Raw genomic sequence first — 13,056 nt, 5'->3', positions numbered from 1 at the left:
GAGCAACCCGGCCCCGAAATCCGGCAAAATGAACGGGTAAACACCGTGCTTTGAATCCTTGACGCCAGTATATCGGCTTCCTACTATTCGAAATAACAGCACTGGTCGGACCAGTCTGAACAGATGAGAATCGTAACCAGGAGGAAGCCGTGTTGAAATTTTTCAATTCACTGTTTGGCCGGGTCGTCATAGCGCTGGTGGCGGGCATTGTGCTCGGCGCCGCGTTCCCGCATTTCGCCCAATCGCTGCGCCCGCTCGGCGACGGCTTTCTCAAGCTGATCAAGATGGTGATCGGCCCGATCGTCTTTTGCGTCGTCGTGAGCGGCATGGCGCATGCCGGCGATCTGCGCAAAGTGGGGCGGGTCGGCCTGAAGGCGGTGGTCTACTTCGAAATCATGACGACGATTGCGCTCGTGATCGGCGCGGTGCTGGCCTACGTGACGCGGCCGGGCGTCGGCATGAATATCGACCTGCATTCGCTCGATCCCGCTTCGCTGTCCACCTACACCGAGCACGCGAAGAGCCTGAAGGACACGGCCGGTTTTCTTCTGAAGATCATTCCCGACACGGCGATCAACGCGTTCGCGACCGGCGACATCCTGCAGATTCTCGTGTTTTCGGTGCTGTTCGGCTCGGCGCTGTCCTTGCTCGGCACTAAGGCGCAGCGTGTCAGCAGCCTGATCGACGAGCTGGCGCAGGTGTTCTTCCGCGTGATGAGTTTCATCATCAAGCTCGCGCCGCTCGGGGTGCTCGGCGCGATCGCTTTCACCACCGGCGCCTATGGCGTCGAATCGCTCAAGCAACTCGGCATGCTGGTGCTGGTGTTCTACGCGAGCTGCATCGTGTTCGTGGTGGTCGTGCTCGGCATCGTGATGCGTCTGGCCGGCTTCAGCATCTTCAAGCTGATCCGCTATCTGCGCGAAGAGCTGTCGATCGTGCTCGGCACGGCTTCGTCGGATGCGGTGCTGCCGCAGATCATGCGCAAGCTCGAATGGATGGGCGTCAAGGATTCGACAGTCGGGCTGGTGATTCCGACCGGCTACTCCTTCAATCTCGACGGCTTCTCGATCTATCTGACGCTCGCGGTGATCTTCATCGCGCAAGCCACCAACACGCCGCTGTCGATGCACGATCTGATCGTGGTGGTGCTGGTTTCGCTGGTGACGTCGAAGGGCGCGCACGGCATTCCCGGCTCGGCGATCGTGATTCTGGCCGCCACCCTGTCCGCGATTCCGGCGATTCCCGTGCTCGGTCTCGTGCTGATCCTCCCGGTCGACTGGTTCGTCGGCATCGCCCGCGCGCTCACTAACCTGATCGGCAACTGCGTCGCCACGGTGGTCGTCGCCGTGTGGGAAAACGATATCGACCGGAGCCGCGCCCATCGCGTGCTGAACCGCGACGCCGCGCTGCGCTTTGTGTCCGCCGGTGAAGACCCGGGCGTCGAGTCTGCCGCCGGCGATCACGCCCCCGCGGTCTGATTCATCCGATTTCGCGCGAGCCGATGCTGCGCGCTTGCCGGCCGGCGGATGCGGTGAATCTGCCGGTTGTTGCCTGGTTGTTGCCTGGTTGTTACCTCCATCACTCACTGTCGCCTGACCGAGACTATGGCTAATCCGATCCTCGACCTCAACGCTCCTGCTTTCACCCGTCGCTATATGAACCTCGCCGACCCGCGTCTGGGAGCGAAGGCGCTTTACGCCAGCGATGAATTCTTCGCGCCGAAAGAACGCATGCTCGAGCCGCAGCCGGCGGTGTTCATTCCGGGCAAGTACGACGACCACGGCAAGTGGATGGACGGCTGGGAAACCCGCCGCAAGCGCACCACCGGCCACGACTATTGCGTGATCAGGCTTGCGCGGCCGGGCGTCGTGCACGGCGTCGATCTGGACACGAGCCACTTCACCGGCAACTTCCCGCCGGCCGCGTCGATCGACGCGTGTCAGGTGGACGGCGAGGTCCCGCCGGACAACGCCGATTGGCAAACGCTCGTGCCGGCAACCACGCTGCAGGGCAACCAGCACCATTACGTCGAAGTGAACGACGCGCGCGCCTTCACGCATCTGCGCGTGAATCTGTATCCGGACGGCGGTCTTGCGCGCCTGCGCGTGTACGGTCAGCCGCAGCGCGACTGGGCTCGGGTCGAACGCGGCACGCTGCTGGATCTCGCCGCGATCGAAAACGGTGCGTACCTCGTCGCCGCGAACAACCAGCATTTCGGCCCGGCCTCGCAGATGCTGATGCCGGGGCGCGGCGTCGACATGGGCGACGGCTGGGAGACCCGGCGCCGTCGCGAGCCAGGCAATGATTGGGCGATCGTCGCGCTCGCGCGACCGGGCGTGATTCGTAAGATCGAAGTCGATACGGCGCACTTCAAGGGCAATTTCCCCGACCGCTGTTCGCTGCAGGCGGCGTCGGTCACGGGCGGCACTGACGATTCGCTCGTCACCCAGGCGATGTTCTGGCCGGTGCTGCTCGACGAACAGAAGCTGCAAATGGACCACGTGCACACGTTCGCCGCGGAACTCGCGTCGCTCGGGCCGGTGACCCATGTGCGTTTCAATATCTTTCCGGACGGCGGCGTGTCGCGCCTGCGGTTGTGGGGCGAGATCGCCTGACAGGAGTCGTGTCGATGAAGACATTGCAGACGGAGCGTCTGACGCGCGCGGCTTTCGCGCCGTTCGGCGACGTCATCGAGCTGGACGGCGCGCGCCATTTCCCGATCAACGGCGGTACGACGGAGCGCTATCACGACCTTGCCAAGGTCGACGTCACGGAAAACGGCGGGCGGCCGCTGATCAGCGTGTTTCGCGCGCAACCCCGCGCTCTGCCGGTCGAAATCGCGATGATGGAGCGGCACCCGCTGGGCAGCCAGGCTTTCATTCCCTTAACGGCGCGCCGATATCTGGTGGTCGTCGCGCCGGCGGGCGAGTTCGATCCGGCGCAGATGCGGGCTTTCTGGACCGACGGCTGGCAGGGCGTGAACTATGCGAAAGGCGTCTGGCACCATCCGCTGCTCGCGCTCGGGCAGGTGTGCGACTTCGTTGTGATGGATCGTGGCGGCGAACAACCCAACTGCGACGAATTGCCGTTGGCCGAGCCGCGCCGGCTCGTGTTCGAAGCCAGCCTCGAAATGGCGGAATAGGGCCTGAAGCGGGGTCGGCAGTAAAGCCGGATTCGAGGCCGGATTCGAGGCCGAATGCGCAGCACGGCTGCGACGCCGCGCACGTCGTAATCGTAGGTAAAAAAAGACCCGGCCGATTTTCATCGGCCGGGTCTTTGTGCGTTTGCCTGCTGGACCGCGTACCCCGACGCGGCCTGCAACATCGCGTCAATGCTTGCGATGCGGGCAATTCTCCTTCGTGCAGGCGCCGTACAGCGCCAACGCGTGTTCCTGCAGCTTGAAGCCACGTTCCTTCGCGATGGACTGTTGGCGGCTTTCGATTTCGGAGTCGAAAAACTCTTCGACGAGTCCGCAATCGAGGCACACGAGGTGATCGTGATGCGACCCTTCGTTCAGCTCGAATACCGCCTTGCCTGATTCGAAGTTGCTGCGCGACAGAAGGCCGGCCTGCTCGAACTGCGTCAGCACGCGATACACGGTTGCCAGGCCGATATCGAGTTCTTCATGCAGCAGGTTGCGGTAGACGTCTTCTGCGGTCAGGTGGCGTACCGGGCTATGCTGGAAAATCTCAAGGATTTTGAGGCGCGGTAGGGTCGCCTTGAGCCCGATATTCTTGAGATCGGTTGGATTGGTCATGACAAGGGATCCCTAGAGTACAATGCTGGGCTCTCATAGTAATGTGTTTTTGCCGTTCTGGTCATCTTCGATGGAATGAAACTCGCGCGGCTCGTCCTTGGGCCCGCACGGTGAGTGAAATGATTTCAAAATCTCAATTGATCTACCGGGGGAGCCGCATGCGGGGTACCTTGATCGCTGCTGTGACTGTCGCGGTTCTTGCCGGATGTTCCACCTACGACAGCCTGACGCAGCGCGTTGCACAAAGCATCACGCCGTATCGGATTACGGTCGTGCAAGGCAATTTCGTCTCGAAAGAAGCGGCTTCGCAGATGCAGGTCGGCATGTCGCGCGCGCAGGTGCGCCAGTTGCTCGGCACGCCGCTGCTCACCGACATGTTCCACGCGGATCGCTGGGACTACGTGTTCTATTTCAAGCGCGGCTCGGCTAATGTCGTGCAACAGCGCGACTTCGTGATTACCTTCGCGGGCGACCGTGTCGCCAGCTGGTCGGGCGGCGAAGATCTGCCGTCCAACCTCGAACTGCTCGCCGAAATCGACGGCGACAAGCGCGGCAAGAAGGCTGCCGCCGTGCCGGCCGCAGCGAGCGGCGCCAGTGCCGCAAGCGCCGCCAGCGCGCCGGTGGCCGCAGCGCCGATGACGGTGGACACCACGCGCTCGCCGTCCGCCGAGGCCGCCGCAGCGGGTGCGCCGTCCACGGACGCCAACGCCGAAGCCGCACAGGCCGCCAATCGTGCGACCAATGCGGTGCCGGCGCCGTCGGGCAGAACACAGTCATCAGTGCGCTCGAGCGCGCCGACCGCCAACGGCGGCGGTGTGCCGCCGCAGGGCCCCACGGCCGCAGGCCAGCCGCAGTTCCAGTTCCATCGTCCGCCGCCGCCGCAGGTGCCGGGCTCGCAGGACAATCCGGTGGGACCGACGGGCCCGCAAAGCAGCACTGGCGGCACGACGTATAACGCGCCGCTGACCTCTTCGCCCGCAACCTCGGGAACGGGCGGCTGATCGAGCTGTCCGTTTTTTGTCATTTCCAAGCGTCGTAGCCATGAAAATTGCCATTGCCGGCGCATCGGGCCGTATGGGCCGGATGCTGATCGAAACCGTCCTTAACGATTCCGGCGCCACGCTGTCCGGCGCGCTCGGCCGTGCAGGCTCCCCGCAACTCGGTCAGGACGCCGGTGCATTTCTCGGCAAGCAGACGGGCGTCGCGCTTACCGACGACATCGAGCGCGTGTTCGCCGAATCGGACTACCTGATCGACTTCACGCGCCCCGAGGGCACGCTGATGCATCTGGAAGCCGCGCGGCGTCACAACGTGAAAATGGTGATCGGCACGACCGGTTTCGACAACGAGCAGAAAGCGCTGCTGCGCGCGGCCGCGGACAAGATCGCCATCATGTTCGCGTCGAACATGAGCGTCGGCGTCAACGTGACGCTGAAGCTGCTCGAATACGCCGCGAAGCATTTCGCGACCGGCTATGACATCGAAATCATCGAGGCGCATCACCGTCACAAGGTCGACGCGCCGTCCGGCACCGCGCTGACTATGGGCGAAGTGATCGCCCACGCGCTCGGCCGTAATCTCGACGACTGCGCCGTCTACAGCCGCGAAGGTGTGACCGGCGAACGCGATCCGTCCACCATCGGTTTCTCGGCGATTCGCGGCGGCGATATCGTCGGCGACCATACGGTGCTGTTCGCGGGCATCGGCGAGCGTATCGAAATCACGCACAAATCGGCGAGCCGCCTGTCGTACGCGCAAGGCGCGCTGCGCGCAGTACGTTTCCTCGAAGGGCACGCAAACGGCCTGTTCGACATGCAGGACGTGCTCGGCCTGCGTTGAGCATCTCACGGGGCCGTTGCGGCCCCGTTTGTGCCCCGGTAATCACTTTCCGAAGGCGAGGTCAGATGGCAGGCAGCGGCATTACTCATTACCTGCAAACCAGCGACGCGATCACGCATGCCGTCGCGTATGTGCTGCTGGCTATGTCGATTGCGAGCTGGTGCTTTCTGATCGTCAAAAGCTGGATTTTGGGGCGCGCGAAACGTCAGGCGACGCGCGCGATCACGCAGTTCTGGAAGGCGCCCACGCTTTCCGAGGGCGTCGCGGCGCTCAGGCGCGTGGACCGCGAGCGCGTTTTCACGCCGCTTGCCGAAGCCGCGCTGCATGCGGTCGAAGTGGACATTCCGGGCGCGCTGCTCGCCCGCGTGGAGCGCAGCGAGCGGGTGCTGCGGGCGTTGCGTCAGGCGCTCAGCGCGTCGCAGCGGCGGCTCGAGTTCGGTCAGGTGCTGCTGGCCTCGGTGGGCAGCACGGCGCCGTTCGTCGGCTTGCTCGGCACCGTCTGGGGCATCTATCATGCACTCGGCAGCATCGCGGCGAGCGGTCAGGCCATGATCGAGAACGTCGCAGGCCCGGTCGGCGAGTCGCTCATCATGACGGCCTTCGGCCTCGTGGTCGCGATTCCGGCGGTGCTCGCCTATAACGTGCTCGGGCGTCTGGTGCGGCAGTTGTCGGAGGAACTCGACGGCTTCGCGCACGATCTGCACGCCTACGTGTGCGCGCCGGCGGATCAGATCCAGCCCCAGTCCCAACCCCAGCAAGTCCCGGCCCGGGCTCCGGCCCGCTAGGCGCGCCCGCTCAGGCAGGAGGAGTCGACATGGCATTCGGCGGACTCGAAAAAAGGCAGACGGCCGCGCCGATGGCCGAGATCAATATGACGCCGCTGATCGACGTGATGCTGGTGCTGCTGGTGATTTTTATCATTACCGCGCCTTTATTCACGCACGCGATCCGGCTCGATCTGCCCAAAGTCGCCGCTGCGTCCGCGCGGCAAACACCGCAAACCATTTCCCTTTCAATCGATGCCTTCGGCAAGCTGTACTGGAACGGCAACGTCATCACGCTTGAGCAGATGCGCGCGCGGTTCGTGCAAGCGGGCAAAGAGGCCGACCAGCCCGAGATTCACCTGCGCGCCGAGCGCTCGACGCGCTACGAGGTGATCGCACAGGTGATGGGCGCGGCGCAGCAGGCGGGGCTCGAGCGGATCGGCTTCGTGACCGACCCGCCGCCGCCGGGGGCGAGCCAGAAGTAGCGCCAATCCGGCTTTGCTCCGGCCGAGCCGTGTCGGGCCCGCGCACCATGCCACGCGGCGCACCCGTCCGCGGACGGTATAATCAGCCCTTTCCCCCGCAGAAGGGGAAACGACGCCATTTCATCCAGCAGAGCACCAAAGCGGCCGGTGCGAAAGCACCGAACCCAGCGATCCCATCACACCATGCACGAAAAATACGTTCCCTCCGACGTCGAATCCGCCGCGCAAGGGCAATGGCGCGCCATCGACGCGTACAAGACGACGGAAACCACCGACAAGCCCAAATTCTATTGCGTCTCGATGCTGCCGTACCCGTCGGGCAAGCTGCACATGGGGCACGTGCGCAACTACACGATCAACGACGTGATGTACCGCTATCTGCGGATGAACGGCTACAACGTGCTGATGCCGATGGGTTGGGACGCGTTCGGCATGCCGGCGGAAAACGCCGCGATGGCCAACAACGTGCCGCCGGCCAAGTGGACCTACGACAACATCGCGTACATGAAGAAGCAGATGCAGTCGATGGGCCTCGCGATCGACTGGTCGCGTGAAGTCGCGACCTGCAGCCCCGATTACTACAAGTGGAACCAGTGGCTGTTCCTGAAGATGCTCGAAAAGGGCATCGCGTACAAGAAAACCGGCACCGTCAACTGGGACCCGGTCGACCAGACCGTGCTCGCCAACGAGCAGGTGATCGACGGCCGCGGCTGGCGCTCGGGCGCGCTGGTCGAAAAGCGCGAAATCCCGATGTACTACATGCGCATCACGCAGTACGCGGACGAACTGCTGAACGATCTCGAAGGCCTCGGCTGGCCCGAGCGCGTCAAGATCATGCAGCAGAACTGGATCGGCAAGAGCTTCGGCGTGAACTTCGGTTTCCCGTATGAGATCGACGGCGAGCAGAAGCTGCTGCGCGTGTTCACCACGCGCGCCGACACGATCATGGGCGTGACCTTCTGCGCAATCGCCGCAGAGCATCCGCTCGCCACGCGTCTCGCGCAAGACAAGCCGGAATTGCAAGCCTTCATCGAAGAATGCAAGCGCGGCGGCGTCGCCGAAGCCGACGTCGCGACGATGGAAAAGAAGGGCATGGGCACCGGCTTCTACGTCACGCATCCGCTGACGCAGGAACAGGTCGAAGTGTGGATCGGCAACTACGTGCTGATGAGCTACGGCGAAGGCGCGGTGATGGGCGTGCCGGCGCACGACGAGCGCGACTTCGCGTTCGTGAAGAAATACGGTCTGCCGATCAGGCAGGTGGTCGCCGTCGAGGGCAAGGAATTCTCGACCGAAGCTTGGGCAGAATGGTACGGCGACAAGGAGGGCGGCGTTTGCGTCAACAGCGGCAAGTACGACGGCCTTAACTACGAGCAGGCGGTCGACGCGATCGCCGCCGATCTGAAAGAACTCGGCCTTGGCGACAAGCAGGTCACGTGGCGTCTGCGTGACTGGGGCGTGTCGCGCCAGCGTTACTGGGGCACGCCGATTCCGATCATCCACTGTCCGAAGTGCGGCGACGTGCCGGTGCCGGAAAAGGATCTGCCGGTCGTGCTGCCGGAAGACCTCGTGCCGGACGGCACGGGCAACCCGCTCGCGAAGTCCGAAGCGTTCGTGAACTGCACCTGCCCGACGTGCGGCGGCGCGGCCAGGCGCGAAACCGACACGATGGACACGTTCGTCGATTCGTCGTGGTACTTCTACCGCTACGCGGCGCCGGATGCGAAGACCATGGTCGACGAGCGCACCGAGTATTGGGCGCCGATGGACCAGTACATCGGCGGCATCGAGCACGCGATCCTGCACCTGTTGTACTCGCGCTTCTGGGCGAAGGTGATGCGCGACCTGGGTCTCGTCAAGTTCGGCGAGCCGGCCAGGAACCTGCTCACGCAGGGCATGGTGCTCAACGAAACCTACTACCGCGAAAACGAAGCGGGCAAGAAGACCTGGTACAACCCGGCCGAGGTCACCGTCACGTTCGACGACAAGGGCCGCCCGGTCGGCGCCGTGCTGAATGCGGACGGCCAGCCGGTGGTGCTCGGCGGCGTCGAGAAGATGTCGAAGTCGAAGAACAACGGTGTCGATCCGCAATTGCTGATCGACCAGTACGGTGCGGATACCGCGCGTCTGTTCGTGATGTTCGCCGCACCGCCCGAGCAACAGCTCGAATGGTCCGGTTCGGGCGTGGAAGGCGCGAGCCGCTTCCTGCGCCGCGTGTGGAGCTTCGGCCACGCGAACGAAGCCGCGCTGCGCGCGGACGGCAAGCTGGAGGCCGCGACGTTCGGCGAGGCCGACAAGGCGCTGCGCCGCGAGATCTACAGCGTGCTGAAGCAGGCCGACTTCGACTATCAGCGGTTGCAGTACAACACGGTGGTGTCGGCGGCAATGAAGATGCTCAACGCGCTCGACAGCGCGAAGGGCGCACAACCGGCCGTGCTGCGTGAAACGTATAGCGTGATGCTGCGCGTGCTGTACCCGGTCGTGCCGCATCAGACGTTCCAGCTGTGGCAGGAACTCGGTTATGCCGACGAATTCGGCTCGCTGCTCGACGCGCCGTGGCCGAAGGTCGACGAACAGGCGCTGGAGCAGGCCGAGATCGAACTCGTGCTGCAGGTGAACGGCAAGGTGCGTGGCGCGCTGACGGTGGCAAAGGACGCCTCGCGTGACGCGATTGAACAGATCGCGGCCGCGCACGAAATGGTCGCGAAGTTCAGCGAAGGCAAGGCGCCGAAGAAGATCGTCGTGGTGCCGGGCCGCCTCGTGAACGTGGTCGTTTGACGGCGCACGCAAACATGACTTCGGACAGGACGCCGCCGCGCGCGGCGGCGCTTGTCTGCGCTGCGGAATCTACTGCGAACCAGGAGCCAATGTGACTCGCAGATCGTTTTTGACGCTGGCTTGCAGCGTGCTGATGTTGACCGCTTGCGGCTTCCAGCTGCGCGGCCAGCAGGACTACGCATTCAAACGCCTCTATGTCTCCGGCGGTTCGGCCGCGGCCGGCGCGCGGCTCACGCGCATCGTGCAGGGCGGCAGCGATACGGTGGTGGTCAATTCGGTCTCGAATGCCGACGCGACGCTGCAGATTACCGAAGGCCGCGGCACCAGTACGCTGACCTTGAACTCGCTCGGCGTGGTCGAGGAGTATCAGATGAATCTTTCGATGAACTACACGCTGGTCGGCAAGGACGGCACCGTGCTGATTCCGCCGAGCGTGATCGCGTTGAACCGCGCGATGACCTATAGCGACCAGTACTCGCAGGCCAAGGCCGCGGAATCGGACATTCTGTTCGCCGACATGGAAAACGACGCGATCGACCAGCTCACGCGCCGTCTGGCGATCGTGAAGTCGCTGCATCCGGCGCCGGGCCAGGAAGTGCCGGGGGTCGCGCCGCGTGCGCCGCTGCCGCCGCCGCCGCTGTGAGCGTCGCCGCTTTGTCTTCGTTGTCTTATTTGTTCAATCTCGCCGATCGGTAGCCATGCAATTGCGACTTGACGCGCTTGAAGCGCATCTCGCCAGGGGACTCGCCGGACTGTACGTCGTGTACGGCGACGAGCACCTGCTCGCGCAGGAAGCATGCGACCGGATTCGCGCGACGGCGCGGGCGGCCGGTTTCACCGACCGCTCGGTGTTTACTGTCGAGCGCGGCTTCGACTGGAGTTCGCTGCTTGGCGCGAGTCAGTCGATGTCGCTGTTCGGCGACCGCCAACTGGTCGAATTGCGCATTCCGTCGGGCAAGCCCGGCAAGGAAGGCGCGGATGCGCTGAAGGCGCTCGCCGGCGCTGTCAATGACGACGTGCTGACCATGATCACGCTGCCGCGGCTCGATGCGGCCACGCAAAAGTCCGCATGGTTTACCGCGCTGGCCGATGCGGGCGTCGCGCTGAAAATCGATCCGGTCGAGCGCGCGCAGTTGCCGAACTGGGTCGGCCAGCGTCTCGCAGCCCAAGGCCAGCGAGTCGCCGCCGGCGAAGAAGGGCGGCGCGCGTTGGCGTTCATCGCCGAGCGCGTGGAAGGCAATCTGCTCGCCGCGCATCAGGAAATTCAGAAACTCGGGCTGCTCTATCCGGCCGGTACGTTGAGCTTCGAACAGATTCAGGACGCCGTGCTGAATGTCGCCCGTTACGACGTCTTCAAGCTGAACGAAGCGATGCTGGCGGGCGACGTCGGCCGTTTGTCGCGCATGCTCGACGGTTTGCGCGGCGAAGGCGAGGCTGCCGTGCTGGTGCTGTGGGCGGTTGTCGAAGAAGTGCGCACGCTGTTGCGGATCAAGCGCGGCGTCGCGGCGGGCAAGCCGCTTGCGATGCTGGTGCGCGAGAACCGCGTGTGGGGTCCGCGCGAGCGGCTGATCGGACCGGCGCTGTCGCGCGTCACTGAGGGCGCGCTGGAGAAGGCGCTTGCTTTGGCCGCGCGGCTGGATCGCCAGGTGAAGGGTCTTTCCGGCAGCACGCCGGGCAATCATCGTAACGATCCGCCGCCCGACCCTTGGGACGGCCTGTTCGAACTGGCCATGACTGTGGCTTCGCCGAAAAAAGCGGCGTCAGTGCCGCCCCCGCGACCTCGCCCGGCGGCAACTGCGTCGGCTCCGGCACGAAGGCCAGTCTGATCTGCCTGGACTGCCGCGGCGGTTTGGCGCGGCTCGATGCGCAAGAGCGGTAAGGCGTGAGTTGCACCGCCGGTGGTTTCGAAGGCGTCTCTTAACGCCGACGTCCAGGATGCAGAGAGTCTAGCCCTTGGAATCACCGCCGCCGCGCCGAGCAAAGCGCCGCCGCCCGACTTACAATCGTTTCATCTTTCGCTCATTCTGCCTGTCCGCTGCACGTGAACGTGCGCGGCATCACGAGAATCACCATGGATATCGACCAGTACATGACCGACCTCGGCCGCCGCGCCCGCCACGCTTCGCGTGCGATGGCGCGGGCGTCGACGGCGGCGAAGAATGCCGCGCTCGCGGCCGTTGCCAAGGCGATCGAACGCGAGTCCGAGTTGCTCAAGGAAGCCAACGCGCGCGACGTCGCGCGGGCCCGCGACAAAGGTCTGGACGCTGCGTTCATCGACCGTCTGACGCTGTCGGACAAGGCGCTGAAGACGATGGTCGAAGGTTTGCGGCAAGTCGCCGCGCTGGCCGATCCGATAGGCGAAATCAGCAATCTGAAGTACCGGCCGAGCGGCATTCAGGTCGGTCAGATGCGCGTGCCGCTCGGCGTGATCGGCATCATCTACGAATCGCGTCCGAACGTGACGATCGATGCCGCCGCGCTGTGCCTGAAGTCCGGCAACGCGACGATTCTGCGCGGCGGCTCCGAAGCGCTCGAATGCAACACGGCGCTCGCGAAGCTGATCGGCGAAGGGCTGGAAGCTGCCGGTTTGCCGCAGGACGCCGTGCAAGTGGTGGCCACGTCGGATCGCGCCGCGGTGGGCAAGCTGATCACGATGACCGAATACGTCGACGTGATCGTGCCGCGCGGCGGCAAGAGCCTGATCGAGCGCCTGATGAACGAAGCGCGTGTGCCGATGATCAAGCACCTCGACGGCATCTGCCACGTGTATGTCGACGATCGCGCCGATCTGGCCAAGGCGCTGACCGTCTGCGACAACGCCAAGACGCACCGCTACGGCACCTGCAACACAATGGAAACGCTGCTGGTCGCGCGCGGTATCGCGGCTGAAGTGCTGCCGCCTTTGGGCAAGCTGTACCGCAGCAAGGAAGTCGAACTGCGGGTGGATGCCGCGGCGCGGGCGGTATTGTCGGAGGCGGGCGTGGGTCCGCTCGTCGATGCCACCGAAGAAGACTGGCGCACCGAGTATCTCGCGCCGGTGCTGGCGATCAAGGTGGTCGACGGTCTCGACGCGGCGATCGAACACATCAACACGTACAGTTCGCGGCACACCGACGCGATCGTCACCGAAGACCACGACCGCGCGATGCGTTTCCTGCGTGAAGTCGATTCGGCGAGCGTGATGGTCAACGCGTCGACGCGTTTCGCGGACGGCTTTGAATTCGGCTTGGGCGCGGAAATCGGCATCTCGAACGACAAGCTGCACGCGCGCGGACCGGTAGGGCTGGAAGGGCTGACGTCGCTGAAATACGTGGTGCTGGGGCACGGCGAAGGCCGGCAGTAACCACGCAGGGCGGCCAGCACCACCAGGACCGCGGCAATAGCGCGGCTGTGCAACGCAGCCGCGCCAACTCGCTCGAAACACGCCAAACAA

Annotated in this window: 12 protein-coding genes; 11 read left to right on the top strand and 1 reads right to left on the bottom strand. The window is 64.3% G+C overall.

The features are described from left to right. The first annotated feature begins 149 nt into the window (after positions 1 to 149). From AC07WT_RS18300 to AC07WT_RS18290, 3 genes are all read left to right on the top strand, one after another. Positions 150 to 1,478: a C4-dicarboxylate transporter DctA gene (locus AC07WT_RS18300; protein WP_494948014.1), complete on the top strand. Its 1,329-nt coding sequence runs from the start codon at positions 150 to 152 to the stop codon at positions 1,476 to 1,478. 126 nt (positions 1,479 to 1,604) lie between these two features. Then, positions 1,605 to 2,615, top strand: a complete 1,011-nt coding sequence (gene alc, locus AC07WT_RS18295; protein ID WP_494948013.1) for an allantoicase — start codon at positions 1,605 to 1,607, stop codon at positions 2,613 to 2,615. Between the two features lie 14 nt (positions 2,616 to 2,629). Continuing rightward, positions 2,630 to 3,142, top strand: a complete 513-nt coding sequence (locus tag AC07WT_RS18290) for an ureidoglycolate lyase (protein WP_494948012.1) — start codon at positions 2,630 to 2,632, stop codon at positions 3,140 to 3,142. A gap of 186 nt (positions 3,143 to 3,328) precedes the next feature. On the opposite strand, the gene fur is transcribed toward AC07WT_RS18290, so the two are convergent. Beyond that, complete coding sequence (gene fur, locus AC07WT_RS18285; protein ID WP_012434340.1) at positions 3,329 to 3,757, bottom strand: ferric iron uptake transcriptional regulator; 429 nt, start codon at positions 3,755 to 3,757, stop codon at positions 3,329 to 3,331. Positions 3,758 to 3,915: 158 nt separating this feature from the next. Here fur and AC07WT_RS18280 point away from each other — a divergent pair, with 158 nt between their 5' ends. The 8 genes from AC07WT_RS18280 to AC07WT_RS18245 all read left to right on the top strand — a co-directional run bounded on the left by AC07WT_RS18280 (position 3,916) and on the right by AC07WT_RS18245 (position 12,966). Next, positions 3,916 to 4,758: an outer membrane protein assembly factor BamE gene (locus AC07WT_RS18280; protein ID WP_494948011.1), complete on the top strand. Its 843-nt coding sequence runs from the start codon at positions 3,916 to 3,918 to the stop codon at positions 4,756 to 4,758. Positions 4,759 to 4,798: 40 nt separating this feature from the next. Then, the gene (gene dapB, locus AC07WT_RS18275; RefSeq protein WP_494948010.1) at positions 4,799 to 5,596 is read left to right on the top strand and encodes a 4-hydroxy-tetrahydrodipicolinate reductase; all 798 of its coding nucleotides are present in this window, start codon (positions 4,799 to 4,801) and stop codon (positions 5,594 to 5,596) included. A gap of 65 nt (positions 5,597 to 5,661) precedes the next feature. Beyond that, positions 5,662 to 6,381, top strand: coding sequence for a MotA/TolQ/ExbB proton channel family protein (locus AC07WT_RS18270; RefSeq protein ID WP_494948009.1), 720 nt, complete (start codon positions 5,662 to 5,664; stop codon positions 6,379 to 6,381). A 29-nt stretch (positions 6,382 to 6,410) separates the two neighbouring features. After that, positions 6,411 to 6,845: an ExbD/TolR family protein gene (locus AC07WT_RS18265; RefSeq protein WP_494948008.1), complete on the top strand. Its 435-nt coding sequence runs from the start codon at positions 6,411 to 6,413 to the stop codon at positions 6,843 to 6,845. Between the two features lie 183 nt (positions 6,846 to 7,028). Beyond that, positions 7,029 to 9,623, top strand: a complete 2,595-nt coding sequence (gene leuS, locus AC07WT_RS18260) for a leucine--tRNA ligase (protein ID WP_494948007.1) — start codon at positions 7,029 to 7,031, stop codon at positions 9,621 to 9,623. Between the two features lie 91 nt (positions 9,624 to 9,714). Further along, on the top strand, positions 9,715 to 10,266 hold the full coding sequence (locus AC07WT_RS18255) for an LPS-assembly lipoprotein LptE (RefSeq protein ID WP_494948006.1): 552 nt from the start codon (positions 9,715 to 9,717) through the stop codon (positions 10,264 to 10,266). Positions 10,267 to 10,321: 55 nt separating this feature from the next. Further along, a complete protein-coding gene (gene holA / locus AC07WT_RS18250) occupies positions 10,322 to 11,449 on the top strand; it encodes a DNA polymerase III subunit delta (RefSeq protein WP_494948005.1) in 1,128 nt (375 codons plus the stop codon). Between the two features lie 245 nt (positions 11,450 to 11,694). After that, entirely contained in the window at positions 11,695 to 12,966 is a 1,272-nt protein-coding gene (locus AC07WT_RS18245; protein WP_494948004.1) for a glutamate-5-semialdehyde dehydrogenase, read from the top strand. The last annotated feature ends 90 nt before the right edge of the window (positions 12,967 to 13,056 follow it).

The sequence above is a fragment of the Paraburkholderia sp. GW821-FHT02A12 genome, from assembly GCF_059422005.1.
The sequence above is the reverse complement of the archived record's forward strand: the minus strand, read 5'-3'. Positions and strand labels throughout refer to the sequence as shown.